This window comes from Salipiger sp. CCB-MM3 (genome assembly GCF_001687105.1).
In the GTDB taxonomy this organism is placed as follows: Bacteria; Pseudomonadota; Alphaproteobacteria; order Rhodobacterales; family Rhodobacteraceae; genus Salipiger.
The window spans coordinates 1524456-1546148 of the sequence record NZ_CP014595.1 but is presented as its reverse complement, the minus strand read 5'-3'; the positions used below and the strand labels follow the sequence as shown (position 1 = coordinate 1546148).

Sequence of the window (21693 nt, the reverse complement as noted above, 5' to 3'; positions counted from 1 at the left end):
TGCCGTTGTGGGGGCAGATAACGCAGGGGGCACGGAATGGGAATGATCGCGGGGGATTTGGCGGCGGCGGCGCTGGCGCAGTGGCCGTCTCTTGCCGAACAGATCGGGCTGTCTCCCGCTGCGTGGCGCGCGGTGCCGCTGGCCCGGCGCGAGGATGCGCGGGTGGCACGGGTGCTGTTACGGATGATCGGGCCGGACGGGAGGCAACTGGTGCTGAAACATCAGGCGCGGCCGGTCGATCCAGACAAGTTCGAGACGCAGATCGCCGCGCATCTGGCCGCGCAGGAGGGCTTTGCCGAGGGGGTGCCCGCGGTGCTGGCGGTCGATCTCGAGGCGCAGGCGAGCGTGATGGACTATGTCGCCGCAGAGCCGCTTTCGACGCTGCTGGAGGGCGCGCCGCTGGCGCGGCAGGCGGCGCTGTTGCGGCGGGCCGGGGCGTGGCTTGGCAGCTATCACCGCGCGCTGCCGGGCGAGGCGCGCGTGTTCCAGCCCAAGCACACGATCCGCTTTCTGGGTACGGTGATGGAGGAGGTGGCCACGGGCGCGCGGCAGGTGGGTAAGCCGGAGCGCTTTCTTGCCTGCGCCGAGGCTCTCTGCGCAGAGCAGGCGCGTTTTGAGGGGAGGCAGACGCTGACCGCGCAGACCCATGGCGATCTGCACATGCGCAACCTCGTGCTGGACGAGACGCGCTGCTGGGGGCTCGACTTTGCTGGCGGGCGCGTGGTGCCGGTGGGCCATGACATCGCGCGGCTGCTGACCGATTACGCCATTCTGCATACGCCGAAGGAGGCTATTGCGGCGGGCGAAGTGCTGCCCGACGCAGCGCTGGCGGGGTTCTTCGAGGGTTACGGGCTGGTGGGCTCAGATGACCCTTCGGTGCAGCTTTTGCTGCGCAACCGGGTGCTGGCGGAATGGTGGGGGCTTCCCGCGCGCGCCGAGGATCGCGGGGTGGCGCAGGCGCGGCGATGGGCCGGGGTGCAGGCGCTGGCGGCGCGGGTGTTCGGGCGCTGATCGGCCCGGAATCAAGGCCGAAGGCCGCCGGGCGAGCGGTCGTTCATTGTGGCGCCATCGGTTCAAGCTCGATGGACGACGCCGTCCCCGCGGGCTGGCGCTTTGCTGTCCTCGCTAGAGGCTCGAAGATCGTCCGGGCTTGGCCGGGATAAAGCGCAGACCTCGGAGGCTGCAGCGCCACCCCACGGGCAGGCGCTCGCTCTCCTTTGGATCCAGTCCAAAGAAAAATGCGCCCCCGCTTGGGAGGCGCATTTTCTATCTCAGAGTGCCGGGACGGCTTAGATCGACTCGTTGATCCAGCTCTGCAGCGAGGCCTTGGGGGCCGCGCCGGCGCGGTTCGAGATCACCTGACCGTCCTTGAAGATGAACAGCGCGGGGATGCCGCGCACGCCCATCATTGCGGCGGTGTTGGGGTTCTGGTCGACGTCGACCTTGGCAACCTTGATCTTGCCTTCATACTCGGCGGCCAGCTCTTCCAGAGCCGGGCCGATCTGCTTGCAGGGGCCGCACCACTCGGCCCAGAAATCCACCACAACGGGGATGTCGGAGTTCTTCACTTCTTCGTCGAAGGTCGCGTCGGTGACGGGGACGGTGGCCATTGGGGTCTCCTTGCGGGTTTGGCAGCTTTATCGCTCGGAGCGCGAAGGTAGGCACGCCCCGGGGAGTCGTCAAGTTGGCGTAGTTCTGGCGAGGGCGGCAGACACAAGATCGTGTGGCAGGACCATCAGCTCCTGCGTCGCGGTCCAGATCAGCCCGGTCTCGATGCTGCGCCCGGGAAAGACCTGCGTCAAGGCGGCGGCATAGGCCCCCATCTGGCGCAGCAGCCCGTCGGGCACATCCGCTGCGGCGCCGGGCACGGTGCGGTTCGATTTGAAGTCGAGCGCGATCACCTTCTCGGGTGTGACCAGCAACCGGTCGATGACGCCATGGATGCGGCCCACAGGCTCTATTTCGGCAGATATCGGCACTTCGGCCAGCGCCTCGCCCTCGAAGATCGCGCGCAGCGCCGGGGCGGCGAGCACGGCGAGCGCTTCTGCGGCGACGCTCTCTGTGTCTTCGGGCAACTCTTCGGCGAGGGTCAGCACATGCGGCAGCGCTTCGGCGCGGGCGGCCTCGGGCAGCGGCGCAAGATGTTCGAGCAGCAGGTGCAGCACCGTGCCGCGCAGCTTGGCTTCTTCCTCGTCGAGCCCCTCCATGCCCGACAGTGCCTTGGCGCCGCCGAGGTCCGAGGGCGAGCGGCTTTCGGGCAGGGGATCCGGTTTCTGTGCCGGGACGCTCAGATGCGGCGGCAGATCCGGCAGCACCGGCACCTGCGCCTCGACGCGCTCGAAGGGCAGGTGGGACCAGTCGGCCTGACCGAGCCGCAGACCCTCGCCCGTGCCCCAGCGGCCGAAATCGTAGCCGGTGGTCTCGGCCCCGGCGCGCTCCATGCCCTGTTGCACCTGATCGAACCACGCGCTGCCGTCCTTGCCGAGGTTGCCGGCGGCGGCCACCACCAGCCATTTCTCGGCGCGGGTGAGCGCGACGTAGAGCAGCCGATCCCGCTCGCGCTCGGCGGCGGCCTTGGCGCGGTCGAGCGCCTCGGATTGCACCTGCGGCTGCGACGCGGCGCTGGATTGCCAGACCATGCCCGACGCCTCACCCTCGCCCGAGGGCAGCAGGCGCTCGCGGATGGTCTTGGTGGGCTGGGCGCAGTCGGGCAGGATGACGATCGGCGCCTCGAGGCCCTTGGAGCCATGCACCGTCATGACCCGGATGCGGGCCCCGGCGCTGTCGGGGGCGCGTTTGATCTCGAGATCGTCGGACTGCATCCATTCGAGAAACCCGGTGAGCGAGGGCACGGTGCTCTGCTCGAAGGCCAGCGCCTGTTGCAAGAGCGCGTTGATCCCGTCCTCGGCCTCTTCGCCCAAACGCCCGAGCAGCTTCTGCCGCCCGCGGTGACGGGTGAGGATGCGTTCGATCAGATCATAGGGGCGCAGGAAGTCGGTCTTGCCGAGCAGGTCGTCCATCACCTGCAGCACGGCGGGAAACTCCTCGCGCCGCTCACGCAGCGCGACCCAGAGGTAGCTGCCCGGCTTGCGAGTGTGGGCGAGGTCGAAAAGCGCCTTCTCGGTCAGCCCAAAGAGCGGCGAGCGCAGCGCGGTGGCGAGCGAGAGATCATCCTCGGGCGTGGCGAGGAAGGCGAGCAGCGCGCCGATGTCCTTCACCGCCAGTTCCGACATGACCTTCAGCCGGTCGGCCCCGGCGATGGGCAGGCCGCGCGCCTTGATGGCGCGGATGATCTCGGTAAAGAGCGTGCCGCGGCGGCGCACGAGGATCAGGAAATCGCCCGCATGGGCCGGGCGGGCCTTATATTCCCCAGAAAAGCCGATCTCGACTGGCAGCGGTGTGCCGATGGTGTCGGCGATGAACCCGGCGATGCGATTGGCCAGCACCACCGTGTGATGCTGCGCGCCGATGCGGTCCACCGGCTCGAACCACTCGGTGTCGTCCTCTTCGTCCTTCACCGGCGAGATATGCGGCCAGACATCGACCCGGCCCGGCATCTCGGATTTGAACGCCTTATGTCTCTGATCCGGGGAAAACCCCGACTCTTCGCGCCCTTCGAAGGTGGCATCTACCAGCTTCAGCACCGGCCCGGCGGAGCGGAAGGAATACTCCAGCATCATGCGCGAGAGCGGCGCGCCGGTGTCCTTCAACCGTTCGGCGAAATCGTCGCACATGCGGTCGAACTCGCGCGGGTCGGCGCCCTGGAACGAGTAGATCGACTGTTTCTTGTCGCCCACCACAAAGATGGTCCGCCGCACGTCGCCGCGCGCGCCTTCCCCTGCGGTGAACTCACGGGCGAGCCGCTCGATCACCTGCCATTGCACCGGGCTGGTGTCCTGCGCCTCGTCCACGAGAATATGGTCGATGCCGCCGTCGAGCCGGTAGAGCACCCAATCGGCGACCCGGTCGTCGGCCAGAAGGTCACGGGCGCGGATCACCAGATCGTCGAAATCGAGCCAGCCGCGCAGCATTTTCTCCTGCTCGTACTCGGGCAGGAAGACCTGCGCGAAACGGTGCAGGGTGATCTCGCGCTTCACCGCATCAAAGGCGAGGCGGCTCTCGCGTGCGCTTTCGACCCGCTCGGCGAGTTGTTCCAGCTTTGGCCAGTCGGGGCCCATCGCCTCCTTGCTGGCCTTGGTGGCCATGCGGCTGCTGACCGTGCCCTTCTGCGTCAGAAGCGCGTCCTCCAGCGCCAGCATCCCCGGCACGTCCGGTCCGGTGAAACGCTCCAGCTTCTTCGCGGCGGTCTGGTCGGTGCTTTTCCCGGCCTTGAGGATCGGCAGCACGCGGGCGATCAGATCGCTTTCGCTGCCCAGAAAGACCTGCGACAGCACGTCGTCTTCGTCCATCTCTTCGGGCAGGCCGTAGAGCGCGCGGATGTCCTGAGGCTCGCGCGGCGGCAGGAAGGCGGCTTTGCGCGAGCAGAGCTCGGCCAGCAGCGATTCAGGCTCTTCGCCAAGGAACGGCGCCATCGCCTCGACCAGCGGCGCGTGCCGCTCGGCCATGCGTTCCAGCACCTCGGCGCGCAGCATCTCGGCCGAGCGGTCCTCCATCTCGGTGAACTGCGGCGAGACCCCGGCCTCGAGCGGAAAGCGCCGCAAAAGGCTCGCACAGAACGAGTGGATGGTCTGGATGCGCAAGCCGCCGGGGGTCTCGATGGCGCGGGCAAAGAGTGTGCGCGCCTGCCGCAGCCGTTCGGGCGGCAGCGCGCCTTCCAGCCCCAGTTGCCGCAGCTCGGCGATCAGCGCATCGTCGTCCAGCATCGCCCAAGCGCCGAGGCGGCGGAACAGGCGGTTCTGCATCTCGGTGGCGGCGGCCTTGGTGTAGGTCAGGCACAGGATGTGCTCGGGCAGCACCTCGTCGAGCAGCAGCCGCGCCACCCGGTCGGTGAGCACGCGGGTCTTGCCCGAGCCCGCGTTGGCGGCGAGCCATGTGGAGGCATCCGGGCGGGCCGCCTCAACCTGCTTTTCGCTGGCCTCGTTGCGGCTCATTCCAGCATCTCCCGTTCGGCGGCGTCGATCACATCCCATTCGCCGAAGCGCGAGAGGTGGTCATAGTTGGAAAAATCATTCTCGCTGAGCATGGCGGCGCGGGCGGTATAGCCGCGATCGGGCTCGAACCAGCGGCCCATCAGGGTCTCGAACTGCGCCCAGACCTTCTGCGGCGGCACTTCGTCCAGCGGCGCCTCCACCTCGTTCGGATTGGCCGATACAGACACGAACACGGCGCGTTCGGCATGGCGCGGGTGCAGATTCTCGAAGGCACCGCGCTCGACCATGGCGGCTTCGAGCAGCAACTGTTTGTCGAAGTTCTTTTGCTGCGCGGCGGTGGGGGCGGCGCCGGTCTTATAGTCGTAAAGATGCGCGTTGCCGCGCTCGTCGATGTCGATGCGGTCGGCGGTGCCCTTGAGCGTGAAGCCAAGCGCCGGGATGTCGCTGCTGCCGCGCACCTCGAAATGCACCGGGCGGGCGAGCGCCTGCCGGGCCTTTTCTGTCCGCACAAACCACTCGGCGATGCGCCCGATGCGTGCCTGCCAGACGTGGCGGGTGACCGGGAAGGGCAGCACCTCGGGATCGCCGATCACCTCCGCCGCCTTGGTGCGCAGCGCGTCAGGGCTCAGGAGCCCCGGATCAGAGACGGTTTCGCGCACGTATTCCTCGAACACCTGATGAATGAGGATGCCCCGCAGCAGCGCATCGGGCGCGCGTTGCAGCGGGTTGAGCGGGCGCAGCCGCAGCACGCGCTTGGCGTAGATCGAATAGGGGTCGCGGATCAGCGTCTTGATCTCGGTGACCGACAGCTGGCGCGGACGCGCCGCGACCGGCGGCACCGGCGAGGGGCGGGCGGCGGAGGGCGTTCTGATCGGCGCTTCGACCTGCCGCGCCAGCGCCAGCCAGTGGCGACCGCGCTTTTGCATGTCTTTCAGCGCCTCGGGGCCGTGGCGGGCGGGCAGGCCGTTCATCAGGTTCATCATGCGGTTGACCCAGCGCGCGGGCACCGTCTCGGCATCGTCGGATTTCAGCGCGCGGGTCAGCCAGACCTCTTTCGCCGCCACCGCCTGCTGGAAGTCATGCGCGGCCAGACCGATGCGCCGCTCGGGCAGCAAAAGACCCGCCTTGTGCCGCATCCGGCGATTGAGCCAAGGGTCTGCGCCGGGGATTTCCGGCCAGCTGCCCTCGTTCAGCCCGCCGAGGATCAGCAGGTCGGCGCCCATCACGCGCGCCTCGAGCGTGCCCCAGATCAGGATGCGCGGATGCGGCGCGTCGCGGTCGCGCAGCTCGCCCTGTCCCAGCACCGCGCCAAAGAGGTCGGCATAGTCGCGCGCCGACAGGTCGGTGCCATGGGCGGCCTCGCCTTCGAGCGTTTCGACCACCTGCCGCGCCTTGCGACCCGCGCCTTCTTTCCAAAGCTCCGACTCGCCCATCTCGGGACCCGCCGCGATCGCCTCGGCCCGCTCGCGGTGATGCGCCAGCCAATCGGCCAGCGCGCGCTTGCCGCTCACCGGCGGATGGCAGAAGGTTTCGGCGACCCAGGCGGCCCAGTCCGGAAAGCCCGCGGCCTCGCCCCATGCGGTGATCAGATGCGCCTGCGGGAAGGGCCAGCTTTGGTCACGGATATGCAGTTCCAGCTCTCGCGTGGCGCGCAGGTGGTTGTTGCGCTCCGAGCCGCTGTGGGTCAGCGGGTGCTTGAGCAGCGACAGCAGGCTCTCGGCGGTGAGGTCGCGCTGGAACAGCGCCGCCACCTGCCGCAGAAAGCGCCCCGGCGGGGTCAGCTGCAGCGGAATGCCGGCGCTGTCGTCGGGCAGGATGTCCCAACGGTCGAGCGCGGCAGTCACCTGCCGCGTCAGCATCCGGTCGGGGGTGATCAGCGCGGCGGTCACGCCGTCCTCGGCGGCCTGCCGCAGGCGCAGGGCGATGGCCATCGCCTCTTCGCGCTTCGAATTGGCCTCGAGCAGGGTCACATCCTGTGTCGCCTCGGGCAGATCGGGCAGATGCACGCCTTCCGAGCGCCATTGATCGGTGACCGGCGCGGGGCGAAGCGCGAGCGAGACCAGCTTGTTGCGCGCGGGGCTGGGGGGCTTGGTGCCCTCCCAATGGGGCAGGGTGGTGGGATCGAGCGCCAGCTCGTGCAGCAGCCGGGCAAAGCGGAACTGCGGGTGGTCCTCGCCGGAAAGCGCGTCGGTCAGCCCGCCCCAAACGGGGCCCGGCATGTCGAAATCATAGCCCGGCAGCACCAGCGCGCCCTGCGGCAGTTTCGAGACCGCGCACATCAGCCGGTGAGTGCCCCCGCGCGAGCCGGTGGACCCGGCAAGGATGATCGGGTGCTCGGGCGGGCGCTCTTCCCAGCTTTTCAGTCTCTGTTCCAGCGCATATCGGCGGAACGCGATGGTGTCGGGCGCTTCCTCGCCCTGCTCGAAATAGCGCTGCACGATGTTCAGGAAGCTGAGCGCGCGCTGCCAGTGGCCGGACTCGTCGCTGACGTCCAGCGCGGCGATCTCGTCGGGCGAGACGCCCTCGTCCTGCATCTCGTCCATCAGCGTCGCGAGACTGTCGGCCAGATCGAAAAGCGCGGCGCGGGGGGCGAGATCGGGCTGGGCGTCGAGCAGTTTCGACACCAGTCCCGTCAGCTCCAGCCTGCGCCTTAGCGGCGGCACTGGCGCAGGCAGATCGCGCAGGGCGGCGGGGTCGGCCATGTCTGTCAGCAGCCGGATGCGCGGCAGCAAGGTCGCGGGGCCCTGATCGAAGATCGCCTTCACCCGCCGCGCCATGCGGCTGGTGTTGAGGATCAGTTCGACCTTGGCCATCTCCTCGGGCGGGCGGCCCGCCATGCGGGCACGCAGCCCGGCGACCAGCGCGGCAGGGAAGTCGACGCCGCAGGCAAGGCCATAGACGCGGGGTCCCTCAATAGGCTCGAACAAGGCGGGTTCAGACATGGCAGGCTTAGACATATCGGGCCAGCATCTCTTCGGCGAGGGTGATGCCCTCGGGGTGGCCGACGTCGGCCCAATGGCCGGGATAGCTCAGCCCGTGCAGGCGGCCCGCTTCGTTCATCCGGTTCCACAGCAGGTTCAGCGAAAAGACATCCTCGGGGATCTCGGCAAGCAGCTCGGTCTTGAGGATTTGCCCGCCGGTGTAGACGTGATCGCCCGTGCGGCTGAGATGCCCGTCGCCGGAAATGGTGAAATCGCCGCCGCCCTTGCGGCCCACGGCCTGCCCCAGCGGCACGCAGAGCAGCAGCGCGTCCATGCGCGCGGGATCCCACGCCTCGGCCAGCAGGCGCAGCGGGTTCGGCCCGGCCCAGACCGCATCGGTGTTGAGCGTGAAGACCGGATCCTGCCCCAGCAGCGGCAGCGCGTGGCGCAGCCCGCCGCCGGTGTCGAGGATGTCGGGCCGCTCGACAGAGACGTGCACGCCTGTCCCGGCGAGATGCGCCTCGACCTGTTCGGCGCGGTAATGGGCGTTGACCACGCGGGTCGGCAGATGCGCGCAGAGCGCCAGCGCGTGATCGAGCAGCGGCTTTCCGGCCACGTCGATCAGCGGTTTCGGACGGTCCGCGGTCAGCGCACCCATGCGGGTGCCGAAACCCGCGGCAAAGAGCATGACGGCGTCAGGCATCAGGATTTCAGCCTTTCGAGGATCGCAGGGGTCGGCGCGGGCAGCGGCGCCAGACGGGCGCGCAACTCGGTCAGCGCGGGATGCGCCAGATCGGTCTGCAGATGCGCCCAGACCCGGGGGATCAAGTCGATGTAATGGGGTTTGCGGCGGACCTGCGCCAGCCGCGCGAAAACGCCGAGGATGCGCAGATTGCGCTGCGCCCCCAGCAGCGCCAGCGCGGTGCGGAAGGGCGCCTCGGGCGTGCCGGTTTCCGCGATATAGTGACGAATGCAGGCATGGGCGGTGTCTTCCGAGACATCTCGCCGCGCGTCCTCGATCAGCGAGATCAGATCATAGGCGCGGTGCCCCTGCAGCGCGTCCTGAAAGTCCAGCAGGCCAGCGCGGGCGGCACCGTCGCGGTCGGGCAGCCAGAGGATGTTCTCGGCGTGATAGTCGCGCAAGATCATCACTTCGGTCTCTGGCGCGTGGGTCTCGATCAGCGCGCGCAGGCAGGCGATGGCGGCATCGCGGACGGCGGCATCGACGGGCGCGCCAGCGCGGGCGGCGTAAACGTCGAAGGCCAGATCGGTGATGCCCGACAGATGCGCCGCATCCGCCACCGGAAGATCGGCGGGGGCTGCGTGGCGGTGCAGGGCGATCAGCGCGTCGGTTGCGCAGAGATAGAGCCGCTTTTCGCTCTGCGGATCGGTGGCGAGCCGGGCGATGAGACCGTCGCCAAGGTCTTCGAGCAGCAGCAGCCCGGGGGCTTCGGCCAGAACCTGCGGCGCGCTCAGCCCGAGCGAGGTGAGGTGCCGCGCGAGCCGCGCAAAGAGCGCCACGTCGCCGTCGGGGTCTTGCATCAGGATGGCGGTTTGCCCGCCCATCGAGAGGCGCGTGTAGCGGCGGGTCGAAGCATCCCCGGCGAGCGGCTGCGCCGCGGCAGCCTCCCACCCGGCGGCGCGCAGGAAATCACGCATCGAGAGCCTCCAGCAGCGCATCCCAGCGCGGGTCTTGCCAGCTCAGCGTCACCCGGCGGCTGTCGTCGCCGGTGACCTCGAAGCTGAGCGACAGCGCGGCCTTGGGGGTCAGGTCCTCCAGCCGGTCGGGCCATTCGACGAGGCAGATCGCTTCTTCGAAGGCCTCGGTGAGACCCAGTTCGACCACTTGGTCGGGGTCGGAGAGGCGATAGAGATCGGTGTGCCAGAGCTCACCCGTGGGGACGTCGTAGACCTGCACCAGCGTGAAGGTGGGCGAGGGCACATCCTCGGGATCCTCCTGCAGCGACTGGATCAGGCAGCGGGCGAAATGGGTTTTTCCGGCGCCGATGCCGCCGTCGAGCAGCAGCACGTCGCCGGGACGCAGGCGCGGCGCAAGCGAGGCGGCCAGCGCGCAGGTTGCGTCGGAAGAGGGCAGGGACAGGGCGCGGGTCGTCATGGCGCGAAGATACCTTCGCCAGCCGCACGCGCAAGCGACATCCAGAGGTTAGGCGGGCGCGGCGGCGCCGGTGTCCTCGGGGGTAAAGCGGACCAGCGTCGCACCGCCGGCCATCGGCGCGACGCGGCACAGCAGGCCGCCCCCGGTATACAGCCGAAGGTGGGCTTCCCATGGCGCGCGTTCGCGCAGGCAGAGGACGAAATCGCGAATGTCGCCCCAGACCGGGCTGGGCGCGCAGAGCGCCTGCCAGCGCGCGGTCGCCTCGGCCACCGAAAGATCGGCGACACGGCTGTCGGGGTCATCGTCCCAAAGCGTGCGGTAGGCGGCATTGCACAGGCTGAGGGTGCCGTGATCGGAGAAGACCGCGACCGCATCTTCGAACTGATCGAGCACCGAATGCGCCTGTTCGATCTCGCGCCGGAAGCGCCGGGTGAGCGAGATCTCGGAGCTGATGTCTTCGAACAGGAAGGCGATGCCACCGTCGGGATGCGGGCGCCCGGTGATCCGGTAGGTCAGGCCGGAGGGCAATTCCCATGTTTCGACGTAAAGATCCGAGGCGGCGGCGGCGATCACCTCGGAAAGATGTTCGCGCCAGCTTTGGTAGTTCTTCGGCTCGGGCATCATGCGCCCCTCGCGCAGCGCGTCGAAGAAGCTCATCAAATTGGGCCGGGTGCTGAGAAACTCGGCCTCGAGATGCACAAGATCGATCAGGGCCGGGTTGAACAGCGCCAGCCGGCGCTCGCGGTCAAACACCGCAAGGCCGATCGGCAGATGCGCGAAGATGCGGGTGAGGGTCTGTAGAAAGTTGCGCTGGGTGACCTCGGAATGAATGACCGCGTCGATATTCGTCGCCACATGCAGCCAGCCGTCGCAGGTGCGGTGCGATTGCACCTCGTACCAAAGCTGCGCGCGGTCGCCGCGCGGACCGACGGCAGTGCGGCTGCGGCGCGTGTCGCTGCCATCGGGGGCGGCAAGCTCGAAGGGCGCGGGACCATCGGGCGCGGTGCCGATCTGAGCGCAGACATCCTCATAGGCGGGATTGAACCAACTGACCTGACCCAATGTGTCGCTCTGCCAGATCGGGCAGGGCACAAGCGCCATGGCGCGCCGCAGCCGAAGCATTTCCGCCTGATCGAGCCGCAGACGGATTTGATGCCCGGCGGCGAGGTAATCCGCCTGCACCGAAAGCCGCAGGGAATCCTTGGCGGGGAACATGGAGAGCCGCGCCTCGGGGAAGAGCGGCGAGTCGACGCTGGCCGGTGTGTGCGGCGGCTGCTCCGGCAATGGGCCGAAGACCGGCTCGAGGTGCCGGATCAGCGTGGGCCAGTCCAGATCCTCGTTCGGCTCGCAGTCGAGCATCTGCCGCGCCGCGCCGGTCATATCGGCGACTTGGCCGTCCACAAGCAGGATTTCCGTGTCGGCGCTGTTTCTGGCGATCGGGTCAACGTCACTCGCACGCCGCGATTTGGGCAGCAGGAGTGAGCCGAGGAAGGCCGCGCCTCCGGCACCGAGTCCGATGGCCAATGCGACGGACGGGGTCATGACGATCTCCTCAAGGCAGGTCGTCCCCTATGCCTATGGGAAGATTGGTTAATAACCCGTTAATTCTCGGCGGATATGACGCCGGTTCAGAGCCGCTGCCGCAGGCCTCAAGGCTCGAACACGGGGTTCTCGCCAAGCATCGCGCCGAGGTCCTGCTCAGGCACAACGATCACCTCACGCGGCCAGACCAGTTCGACCACGGCTCCGCGGCGGGTACCGGGCGGCTCGGGGGCATTGGGATCGGAGGCATTGGCAAAGCTCAGTTCCGCGCCGGAGCGTTCCAGCAGTGTCTTGGCGATGAACAGCCCGAGCCCCATGCCCTCATACTCGGGCCGCGCCTTGCGCTCGGCCTCCGAGCGGCGGCGGCGGATCATCGGCTCGCCAATGCGGCCAAGCAGATGCGGCGGGTAGCCCGGCCCGTCGTCGATAATCCGCACGGTGATGCTGCGCTCGTTCCAGCCGGTCTCGATCCAGACCCGGCTGCGGGCGAAATCCACCGCATTCTGCACGAGGTTGCGCAGCCCGTGGATCACCTCGGGGCGGCGCAGCACCTGCGGCATCGGCCCCTCGGTGCCGGTGATCTGCTCAAGCTCGATGGTCTTGCCGCGGTTCTCATGCGGCTCGGCGGCCTCGCGCAGCACTTCGCTCAGCGGCGCGCTGCGCAGGTGCAGATCGTCCTTCCCGGCGCGGCCCATGGACCGCAGGATGTCGCGGCAGCGGTCGGCCTGCTCGCGGATCAACCGCGCGTCTTCCTGCAGGTCCGGTCGGTCGTCGAGATCATCGATCAGTTCCGCCGAGGTCAGTTTGATGGTGGCCAGCGGCGTGCCCAGTTCATGCGCGGCAGCGGCGACCACGCCGCCCAGATCGTTAAGCTTTTGCTGCCGTGACAGCGCCATCTGCGTGGCATTGAGCGCGTCGGACATGGCGTTCATCTCGGTGGTGACTCGGCGCGAATAGACCGACAGGAACACCAGCGCGATGGCGATGGCGACCCATTGGCCAAAGACGAAGAGATCGGGGATCTGCAGCACCTGCCCGTCGAATGTGTGCAGCGGCACATTGGCAAAGACCATGCCCGAGATCAGCACAAAGGCGGTGACGTTGAGCACGATGGTCGAGCGCAGCGACAGCATCACCGCAGAGACGGTCACCGGCCCCAGCACCATCACCGAGAAAGGGTTGTTCAGCCCGCCGGTGAGATAGAGCAGGAAGCACAGCTGCAGCAGATCGAACATCACCATCAGGAAGTTCTCGGCTTCCGACAGGCGTTTGGTTTCTGGAAAGATCAGGCTGGCGACGAGGTTGCCGATCACCGAGATGCCCACCGCGACGTAGCACAGGCCCAGCGGCAGCTGCAGGTCATAGATCGACTGCGCCACCACCAGCGCGGCAATCTGGCCGCAGATCGCCACCCAGCGCAGCAGGATCATCGTGCGCAGGCGGATGAAGGTGCTGCGCTCTTCGGTCCAGAGCAGCGCCTGCCCGGGTTCGTTCAGGTCGGTCTGGCTCATGCCCTTGCTTTCGTGTCTTGATCCTCTGCCGGCAATTGTTAGGTCTGAGGCGGGGATTTGCAATGCGATCCCGGGGTCCGGGCTTTGCCGCCGGGACGGGATCGTTCAGGGAGGCCACATGAAAACCGCACCGATCGTCGCCATCGCCGCCGCTGGCGGGCTTATCGCGCTGAGCGCCGGAATGTGGGTCGCCACGCAATGGGGCCGCGGCGACGACCGTTTCGCGCAGTGCCGCGCCGGGGCCGTGGCGGGCGACATCGGCGGGCCGTTCGAACTGTTGAACGCAGCCGGAGAGACGGTGAGCGATGCCGATGTGATCACCGAGCCGACGCTGCTCTATTTCGGCTATACCTTCTGCCCGGACGTCTGCCCGATGGACAATGCGCGCAACGCCGAGGCGACGGATCTTCTGGCCGAAGCGGGCTATTCGGTGACCCCCGCGATGATCACCCTCGATCCGGCGCGCGACACGCCCGAAGTGATGGGCGATTATGTCACCAACTTCCACGACAAGATGATCGGCCTGAGCGGCACGCCAGAGCAGGTCGATGCGGCGGCCAAGGCCTATAGGGTCTATTACAAGATCAACGACCCCGACGAAGAGTTCTATCTCGTCGACCATTCGGCCTTCACCTACCTCGTGCTGCCGGGGGAAGGCTTTGTCGATTATGTCCGCCGCGACGTGACGCCGGAGCAGCTCTCCGAGCGGGCCGCGTGCTTTATCGACCACATGTGAGCCGCCTTGGTTTGACCGCATCCCTCGGGCGGGATAAGAGAAATTCTCATACGGCGATATTTGCCGATGGATAACACGGGGGCCGCCGTGGCGGAACTTTCACAAGACGATCTGGGCGACGATCGCTCGCTGTTGCTTGTCGATGACGACGAGCCTTTCCTCAAGCGTCTCGCCAAAGCCATGGAGAAACGCGGCTTCGAGGTCGAAACCGCCGAAACCGTGGCCGGGGGCAAGGCCATCGCCACCGCCCGACCGCCAGCCTATGCGGTGATCGACCTGCGGCTGGAGGACGGCAATGGGCTCGACGTGGTGGAAGTGCTGCGCGAGCGCCGCCCCGACAGCCGCATCGTGGTGCTGACCGGCTATGGTAACATCGCCACCGCCGTGGCCGCGGTGAAGATCGGCGCCACCGACTATCTGTCGAAACCCGCCGACGCCACCGACATCACCAATGCGCTGCTGTCCAAGGGCGACGACCTGCCGCCCCCCCCGAGAACCCGATGAGCGCCGACCGGGTGCGTTGGGAGCACATCCAGCGGGTCTATGAGCTTTGCGACCGCAACGTCTCGGAAACCGCGCGGCGGCTCAACATGCACCGCCGGACGCTGCAGCGCATTCTCGCGAAACGCTCGCCGAAGTGAGGAAAGCGCCCTTTGGGCGCTGCCTCCGGCAGGGATATTTTTGCCAAGAGGAAGGGGCTGCCGAAGCGGTTTGAGCGAGACACGAAGTCGTGTCGCGGCTCGATCCGATGTGTGGCGATTTTTCTCTTCACTTGTGGTAAGATAAAGCATTCCCGACATGTGAAGCCGGTCGGACACCGGCACTGGCGGCGCTCCTTCCGGCGGGAAGGAGGACCCCATGTACAAACGTCTGTTCACCGCAAGTCTGATCTTCGGCGCGGCGGCGCTGGGCCCACCCATGGGCGAGGCGCAGGTGCCAAGCTGCCTGCCGCGTGCGGCGCTGGTGGAGCGGCTGAAAAGCGAGTTCGGCGAGCGTCAGATCGCGTTTGGTTTGCAATCGCCCGAAACACTCTTCGAGCTTTGGGGCTCGGAGGACAGCGGCGGCTACACGCTTTTGCTGACGCGCAGCGACGAGATGAGCTGCGTCATTTCGGCAGGTGGGGCGCTGGTGCTTGTGCCGCAGCCGCCGCCGGGGGTGCGCGCCGATCTGGAACCGGAGTGATCGGGCTCAAAGGTCGTAGCGCTTGAGCAGCTTGTCGACACACGTGCCGTCGTCGAGACGATAGTCTCGAATGTGGCCGTATGTCTCGAATCCCCGGCTTTGATAGTAGATCAGCCCGCCTTCGTTGTCGGCGCGGATCTCGGCGTTGATCCAGCGGTATCCGGCGGCGCGGCAGGCGGCCCGTGTCGCCTCGAAGAGCGCCGAGCCGATGCCGAGCCGCGTGCGGCCCGGACGCGCGAAGCTGGCGATCTGCGCCACATACGCGCCATGCTTGGGGTGCGGCTCGACCCTTTGAAAGCCCAGAAGCGCGCCGCTCGTATCCTCGGCGATGTGCCAAATGGCGCGCTCGGTCTGCATCCAAGCGCGCAGCTCCGCTCCGGTGACGGGCCGTGTCATCGCGGTTGTACCGCCCTGCGCGATCACCTCGTTCAGCAGCTCAGCCATGGGCCGTGCGTCCAGCGCACCGGCGCGGCGGACAGAGGCCGGAGCGCTCACAGCTCGGCCAGCAATTCTGCGTGGCGCGCGGTATAGGCGCGGCGCACCTCGACCGGCGGGCGCAGGTGAATGTCGAGCCCCGCGATCAGATCCGCATCCGGGCGTTTGAAAAAGCGCGACGCCTCGGCTTCGGAAAACCCGGCGATTTGCACCGCCTCCATCCAGGCCGAGACGTTGTCGGCCTTTTTGATCTGCCTCTTGAGCCGCAGCGTCGGCGCCGATGGCAGGCCGAAGCGCAGGTGGATCGCCGCCTGGAGCCGCTTGTCGAGCTCCTTGTAACCCGGCCCCACCGCCGCCTTCACCGGCGAGATCATGTCGCCGATGACATACTCCGGCGCGTCATGCAGCAGCGCAAAGAGCTTTTCGACAGGCGTCGCATTGGGGCAGAGGCGGCAGAACAGGGTCTCGACCAGCAGCGAATGCTCGGCCACGGAATAGGGGTAGTCGCCGTGGGTCTGGCCGTTCCAGCGCGCCACGAAGGCGAGGCCATGGGCGATGTCCTCGATCTCGATGTCCACCGGCGTGGGATCGAGCAGATCGAGGCGGCGGCCCGAGAGCATGCGCTGCCAGGCGCGGGGCTGTTTGGATTTGGGGGGCATCTTCAGACAGTCAGATCGGTTGTGGCGTAGACAAAATTGCCATGCAGCTTGCCGCGCTTTTCATAGCCGAGGCCGCGGAAACTGCGCTGGACCCATGTCTCATTGCCGTGGTTTTCGAGGATCAGGATCGGTTTGCAGCGGTGCAGCAGGTGATAGGCGCCCTTGAGCGCCTGTTTCTCATGGCCTTCCACATCCAGTTGCAGGATCGAGACCTTGCGGTCGCGGGGAATGGCGAAGTCCAGCATCGCCGTCTGCACCGTCGTGACACCGGGGCCGGGCGCATCGGTGAAATGCGACAGCCCGCCGAGCGCTGCGCCCGCCGCGTCATGGGTGCGGAAGAGCATCTCTGCCTCGCGGTTCGACAGGCCCGCGTTTGTCAGCGTGACATTTTGCAGCCCATTGAGCGCAATCGTCTCACGCGCGCAGGCGCAGCTGCCGGGGTTGGGCTCGAAGGCCCAGAGCATCGCGCCCGGGGCCAGTGCCGCCGCGACGCCGGGCAGGAAATCGCCAAAGAAGGTTCCGGCATGAATCACGTCGCCGCCGCCTGCGTGGGCGCGCATGAAGGCGATGGTCTCGGGCTCATAGACGCCGCCCGCCAGCACCGCTTTGGCGGCGGGGCGCGCCTCGAGTCCGGCGGGCACGCAGTAGCGTCCATACTGGTTGCTGGGATGTATCTGGTTCACAAAGTGCCTGCCGCATGTCCGGCTCTGCTCCGGAACAGGGTCCGGGTTAGCCTTAGGTTTGCCGTGGATAGTGATCCACGTTGCGGGGTATCGCAAGGGATGCTACCTCGCTCAATGATCCCGAGATTTCAATTGGAGCGCCGGAACATGGCTGAAGACTATTTCGTCAAGGACATCGCGCTGGCCGAGTTCGGCCGCAAGGAACTTGATATCGCCGAGACCGAGATGCCGGGCCTGATGGCCTGCCGCGCCGAATTCGGTGAAGCGCAGCCGCTGAAGGGCGCGCGCATCGTTGGCTCGCTGCATATGACCATCCAGACCGCCGTGCTGATCGAGACGCTGAAGGCGCTCGGCGCGGATGTCCGCTGGGCCTCGTGCAACATCTTCTCGACGCAGGACCACGCCGCCGCAGCGATCGCCGCGGGCGGCACGCCGGTCTTTGCCGTGAAGGGCCAGACGCTTGTAGAGCATTGGGATTATCTCGACCGCTCGTTCCAGTTCGCCGAAGGCGCGAATATGATCCTCGACGATGGCGGTGACGCCACGCTCTACATCCTTCTGGGCGCGCGCGCCGAGGCGGGCGAGGATCTGGGTGTGCCGACCTCGGAAGAGGAAGAGGTGATCCACGCGCAGATCAAGAAGCGCATGGAGCAGAGCCCGGGCTGGTTCGCCAAGACCCGCGACGCGATCATGGGCGTCTCGGAAGAGACCACCACCGGCGTGCATCGCCTGTATGATCTGCAGAAGAAGGGCCTGCTGCCCTTCCCGGCGATCAACGTGAACGATTCGGTCACCAAGTCGAAGTTCGACAACAAATACGGCTGCCGCGAGAGCCTCGTGGACGGCATCCGCCGCGCCACCGATGTGATGCTCGCGGGCAAGGTCGCCGTGGTCTGCGGCTATGGCGACGTGGGCAAGGGCTCGGCGGCCTCGCTGGCCGGTGCCGGTGCGCGCGTGAAAGTGACCGAGGCCGATCCGATCTGCGCCCTGCAGGCGGCGATGGACGGCTTCGAGGTGGTGCTGCTGGAGGACGTCGTCGCCGACGCCGACATCTTCATCACCACCACCGGCAACAAGGACGTGATCCGCATCGAGCATATGCGCGAGATGAAGAACATGGCCATCGTCGGCAACATCGGTCACTTCGACAACGAGATCCAGGTGGCCTCGCTGAAGAACCACAAGTGGACCAACATCAAGGACCAGGTGGACATGATCGAGATGCCCTCGGGCAACAAGATCATCCTGCTGTCGGAGGGCCGCCTGCTGAACCTCGGCAATGCCACCGGCCACCCGAGCTTCGTGATGTCGGCCTCCTTCACCAACCAGGTGCTGGCGCAGATCGAGCTCTACAAGAACGGCAGCCAGTACGAGAACAAGGTCTACATCCTGCCCAAGCACCTCGACGAGAAGGTCGCGCGCCTGCACCTCGAGCGCGTCGGTGCCAAGCTGACCCAGCTTTCGACCGAGCAGGCGGCCTATATCGGCGTGACGCCGGAAGGCCCGTTCAAGCCCGAGCACTACCGCTACTGATTTCGAGCCTGTTTCAGGCTTTTTGCAACGCCCCGCCATTTGGTGGGGCGTTTTGCTTTTGGATTATTTTGCGTCATTGAGCCCGGAGCAGAGGCCGTAGGCCGCCGGGCGAGCGCCTGCCCGTCCCGGCGGGCTGGCGCTTTGTCGTCTGTGCAAAACGTTCGGGTGTCACACGGATTTGGCGAGATAAAGCGCAGTCCTCAACAGGCGCAGCGCCACCCCACGGGCAGGCGCTCACCCGGCTCTCCACTTTCACCCCGGCGTCACATCACGGCCACGTGAGCTTTACGCAAGGGCGGTAGCAGCGGCGCATTGCAGCATCCCTGAGGAGATACATGATGCGCCTTTCGCTGTCCGTCCTTGCCCTCGCCAGCGCGCTTGCCGCGCCCGCCACGGCTCAGGAAGTCTTCCCGGCCAAGCTCGCCGGTCACGCCTACCTGCCCGCCCTGTCGCTGGTCGAGCCGCCGGCGGATGCGCCGCGCGATGCATGGCTGTCGGGCAAGTTCACCGGCGCCGTCCGCAACGCGCAGGCGATGAGCGTCGAAGGCAACACCGGCAAGAACTACGGCAACCACGGCACCGGCATCTCGCTGCCGTTCATCGGCCAGCCGGTGCAGGGCATGTCGGGCTTTGCCATGACCCGCGCCGAGGATGGCAGCTTCTACACGCTGACCGACAACGGCTTTGGCTCGAAGCGCAACTCGCCCGACGCGCTGCTGTTCTTTCACAAGATGGCCCCGGATTTCGAGACCGGCAACGTCGAGCGCCGCGAGACCGTCTTCCTGTCTGACCCCGACCATAAGGTGCCCTTCCGCATTGCCTATGAAGGCACAGAGAGCCGCTACCTGACCGGCGCCGATTTCGACACCGAGTCGATTCAGGTGCTGGACGGCGAGGTCTGGATCGGCGACGAGTTCGGCCCCTATATCATCCGCGCCGGTCTTGACGGTGTGGTGAAAGAGGTCTTCGCCACCGAGCTCGATGGCAAGGAATTGCACGGGCCGGACACCTACAGCGTCTTCGTCCCCGCCAAGGCGGGCAACGACTATCAGGTGCAGCGCTCGGGCGGTTACGAGGGCATGGCGCTGCAGCCGGGCACGGATCTGCTCTGGGCGATGCTGGAAAAGCCGGTGCTGATCGAGGGCGGCGAGACCGAAGGCCCGTTCCTGCGGGTCATCGCTTTCGACCCTAAAGCAGGCGAATGGACCGGCGAGACCGTGAAGTTCCAGCTTGCCGAAGGCGCCACCGCGATCGGCGATTTCAACTTCATCGACGAGACCCGCGCGCTGGTCATCGAGCGCGACAATGGCGAGGGCGACATGGCGCAGGCCTGCGCCGAGGGCGCAAGCGACACTTCGGACTGCTACCCCAACCCCGCCAAGGTCAAAAACATTGTGCTGGTCGACATGAGCCAGACCGACGGTGAGGGCTTCATCCGCCGCATCGGTCAGATCGACCTGTTGAACATCGCCGATCCGGGCGCCAAAGCGCTGCCGAGTATGGGCGCTGGCGGAGAAACCTTTAGCTTCCCGTTCTTCACCATCGAGGACGTGATTGCCGTGGACGAGAGCCACATTCTGGTCGCCAACGACAACAACCTGCCATTCTCGGGCGGCCGCACGCCGGGCGAAGCGGCGCACAACGAGTTCATCCTGCTCGAAGTGCCGGAGCTGCTGGCGGCGAAGTGATCGCTCGCAAAAGACAACGGGGGCGCCTTGTGGCGCCCCCGTCCCTAAGCTTTGGGAGGTCTTACGCGTAGCGCTTGATCTCGCCGGACTTCAGCCGCGCGTTGTAGCTGGTCAGCTCGCCCTTCACGATCGGCATCAGGAAGTAGAGGCCGAAGATGTTGACCAGCGCCATGGCGAAGATCGCGGCGTCCGAGAAGTCGATCACCGGGCCGAGGTTCATCGCCGCGCCGATGATCACGAAGATGCAGAAGATCACCTTGAAGATCAGCTCCTGCGCCTTGCCTTCGCCGAACATATAGGTCCACGCCTTGAGGCCGTAGTAGCTCCAGGAGATCATCGTCGAGAAGGCGAAGAGGATCACCGCCAGCGCCAGCACGTAGGGGAACCACGAGATGGTCGAGCCGAAGGCCGCCGAGGTCAGCGCCACGCCCGAGACGTCGCCGATGGTTTCGACACGGCCCAGATCGGCGTTCCAGATGTAATTGCCGGTCTCGGGGTCGATCTGCATGACGCCGGTGATGATGATCACAAGCGCGGTCATGGTGCAGATCACCACCGTGTCGATGAAGGGCTCGAGCAGCGACACGAAACCTTCGGTGATCGGCTCTTTGGTGCGCACCGCCGAGTGGGCGATGGCCGCCGAGCCGACGCCCGCTTCGTTCGAGAAGGCAGCGCGTTTGAAGCCTTGGATCAGCGCACCGACAAGCCCGCCCGCGACACCGGCACCGGTGAACGCGCCGTCAAACACCTGACCGAAGGCCCAGCCGATCTTGTCGAAGTTCATCAGCAGGATGATCAGCGCGGTGCCGACATAAAGCACGCCCATGAAGGGCACGACTTTCTCGGTCACCTGCGCGATGCTTTTCAAGCCGCCGATGATCACCGCAAAGACGATCGCGGCAAAGATCACGCCGGTGATCCAGCCCGGATAGTCGCCGACGATATTGGCGATCTGCGCATGGGCCTGATTGGCTTGGAACATATTGCCGCCGCCAAGCGCGCCCAGCACGCAGAAGATCGAGAAGAAGATCGCGAGGATCTTGCCGAGCCAGCCGAAGCCGCGCTCTGTCATCCCCTTGCTGAGATAGTACATCGGGCCGCCCGACACGGTGCCGTCGGGGTATTCGTTGCGGTATTTCACGCCCAGCGTACATTCGGTGAATTTCGACGCCATGCCCATCAGGCCAGCGAGGATCATCCAGAATGTCGCGCCGGGGCCGCCGATCGAGACGGCCACCGCCACACCGGCGATATTGCCAAGGCCGACGGTGCCCGAAAGCGCTGTGGCGAGGGCCTGGAAATGGCTGACCTCGCCCGCGTCGTTCGGATCGGAGTATTTGCCCGAGACGAGCGCGATGGAATGCGGGAAGGATCGAAATTGAACAAAAGCGAAATAGAGCGTGAAAATGGTCGCAGCGATCACCAGCCAAAGCACGATCCACGGAAAGGACGTGCCGGGAAAAGGTGAGAAGATAAAGCTGACGAAAGGCCCGGTGAGATTGCCGACCGCTTCGTTGATCGCGGCGTCGATGCTGTGCGCCTCTTCCTGAGCCTGTGCAGGCGCGGCGGCAAGCAGCGCGGTCGCAGGCAGCAGAGCGGCACGAAGAATGTTTTGGTTTATGGACATGAGAGGTCT

General features: G+C 66.5%; 17 protein-coding genes and 1 pseudogene. 6 read left to right on the top strand and 12 right to left on the bottom strand.

Annotated elements, in window-relative coordinates; translation table 11 throughout:
- The first annotated feature begins 36 nt into the window (after positions 1-36).
- Complete coding sequence (locus AYJ57_RS07465; protein ID WP_066103334.1) at positions 37-1011, top strand: aminoglycoside phosphotransferase family protein; 975 nt, start codon at positions 37-39, stop codon at positions 1009-1011.
- A 278-nt stretch (positions 1012-1289) separates the two neighbouring features.
- Here the strand turns inward: AYJ57_RS07465 and trxA are convergent, their stop codons facing one another.
- The 8 genes from trxA to regB form a co-directional block, all read right to left on the bottom strand.
- On the bottom strand, positions 1290-1610 hold the full coding sequence (gene trxA, locus AYJ57_RS07460) for a thioredoxin (protein ID WP_066103331.1): 321 nt from the start codon (positions 1608-1610) through the stop codon (positions 1290-1292).
- Positions 1611-1679: 69 nt separating this feature from the next.
- Positions 1680-5051, bottom strand: coding sequence for a double-strand break repair helicase AddA (gene addA / locus AYJ57_RS07455; RefSeq protein ID WP_066103329.1), 3372 nt, complete (start codon positions 5049-5051; stop codon positions 1680-1682).
- Positions 5048-7978: a double-strand break repair protein AddB gene (gene addB, locus AYJ57_RS07450; protein WP_066106830.1), complete on the bottom strand. Its 2931-nt coding sequence runs from the start codon at positions 7976-7978 to the stop codon at positions 5048-5050. The genes addA and addB overlap by 4 nt, the downstream gene beginning before the upstream one ends.
- A gap of 22 nt (positions 7979-8000) precedes the next feature.
- Positions 8001-8675, bottom strand: a complete 675-nt coding sequence (locus AYJ57_RS07445) for a nucleotidyltransferase family protein (protein ID WP_066103327.1) — start codon at positions 8673-8675, stop codon at positions 8001-8003.
- Positions 8675-9631 (bottom strand): aminoglycoside phosphotransferase family protein, encoded by a 957-nt coding sequence (locus AYJ57_RS07440; RefSeq protein ID WP_066103324.1) that lies wholly within the window; start codon positions 9629-9631, stop codon positions 8675-8677. The genes AYJ57_RS07445 and AYJ57_RS07440 overlap by 1 nt, the downstream gene beginning before the upstream one ends.
- Positions 9624-10088: a tRNA (adenosine(37)-N6)-threonylcarbamoyltransferase complex ATPase subunit type 1 TsaE gene (gene tsaE / locus AYJ57_RS07435; RefSeq protein ID WP_066103318.1), complete on the bottom strand. Its 465-nt coding sequence runs from the start codon at positions 10086-10088 to the stop codon at positions 9624-9626. The genes AYJ57_RS07440 and tsaE overlap by 8 nt, the downstream gene beginning before the upstream one ends.
- Positions 10089-10136: 48 nt before the next feature.
- Positions 10137-11630, bottom strand: coding sequence for a PAS-domain containing protein (locus AYJ57_RS07430; protein ID WP_066103315.1), 1494 nt, complete (start codon positions 11628-11630; stop codon positions 10137-10139).
- Between the two features lie 107 nt (positions 11631-11737).
- The gene (regB, locus tag AYJ57_RS07425) at positions 11738-13141 is read right to left on the bottom strand and encodes a sensor histidine kinase RegB (RefSeq protein WP_066103312.1); all 1404 of its coding nucleotides are present in this window, start codon (positions 13139-13141) and stop codon (positions 11738-11740) included.
- Between the two features lie 118 nt (positions 13142-13259).
- Here regB and AYJ57_RS07420 point away from each other — a divergent pair, with 118 nt between their 5' ends.
- From AYJ57_RS07420 to AYJ57_RS07410, 3 genes and pseudogenes are all read left to right on the top strand, one after another.
- Positions 13260-13877, top strand: a complete 618-nt coding sequence (locus tag AYJ57_RS07420) for an SCO family protein (protein ID WP_066103309.1) — start codon at positions 13260-13262, stop codon at positions 13875-13877.
- 66 nt (positions 13878-13943) lie between these two features.
- A pseudogene (locus AYJ57_RS07415) lies at positions 13944-14518 on the top strand (ActR/PrrA/RegA family redox response regulator transcription factor).
- Positions 14519-14735: 217 nt separating this feature from the next.
- Positions 14736-15059: a hypothetical protein gene (locus AYJ57_RS07410; RefSeq protein WP_066103307.1), complete on the top strand. Its 324-nt coding sequence runs from the start codon at positions 14736-14738 to the stop codon at positions 15057-15059.
- A gap of 6 nt (positions 15060-15065) precedes the next feature.
- Here the strand turns inward: AYJ57_RS07410 and AYJ57_RS07405 are convergent, their stop codons facing one another.
- Genes AYJ57_RS07405 through AYJ57_RS07395 form a run of 3 tightly spaced genes read right to left on the bottom strand, consistent with a single transcriptional unit; the run spans position 15066 to position 16836 of the window.
- Complete coding sequence (locus AYJ57_RS07405; RefSeq protein ID WP_066103304.1) at positions 15066-15503, bottom strand: GNAT family N-acetyltransferase; 438 nt, start codon at positions 15501-15503, stop codon at positions 15066-15068.
- A gap of 47 nt (positions 15504-15550) precedes the next feature.
- Positions 15551-16153 carry an HD domain-containing protein gene (locus AYJ57_RS07400; RefSeq protein WP_083191179.1) on the bottom strand — a complete coding sequence of 201 codons (603 nt, stop codon included), beginning with the start codon at positions 16151-16153 and terminating at the stop codon, positions 15551-15553.
- A gap of 2 nt (positions 16154-16155) precedes the next feature.
- Positions 16156-16836, bottom strand: coding sequence for an FkbM family methyltransferase (locus tag AYJ57_RS07395; RefSeq protein WP_157374015.1), 681 nt, complete (start codon positions 16834-16836; stop codon positions 16156-16158).
- Positions 16837-16983: 147 nt separating this feature from the next.
- Between AYJ57_RS07395 and ahcY the strand changes: the two genes are divergently transcribed.
- Both ahcY and AYJ57_RS07385 read left to right on the top strand, forming a co-directional pair.
- Complete coding sequence (ahcY, locus tag AYJ57_RS07390; protein ID WP_066103295.1) at positions 16984-18369, top strand: adenosylhomocysteinase; 1386 nt, start codon at positions 16984-16986, stop codon at positions 18367-18369.
- A 338-nt stretch (positions 18370-18707) separates the two neighbouring features.
- Positions 18708-20057, top strand: coding sequence for an esterase-like activity of phytase family protein (locus AYJ57_RS07385; RefSeq protein ID WP_066106826.1), 1350 nt, complete (start codon positions 18708-18710; stop codon positions 20055-20057).
- A 61-nt stretch (positions 20058-20118) separates the two neighbouring features.
- Here the strand turns inward: AYJ57_RS07385 and AYJ57_RS07380 are convergent, their stop codons facing one another.
- Positions 20119-21684, bottom strand: a complete 1566-nt coding sequence (locus AYJ57_RS07380; RefSeq protein WP_066103292.1) for an alanine/glycine:cation symporter family protein — start codon at positions 21682-21684, stop codon at positions 20119-20121.
- Positions 21685-21693: the final 9 nt, after the last annotated feature.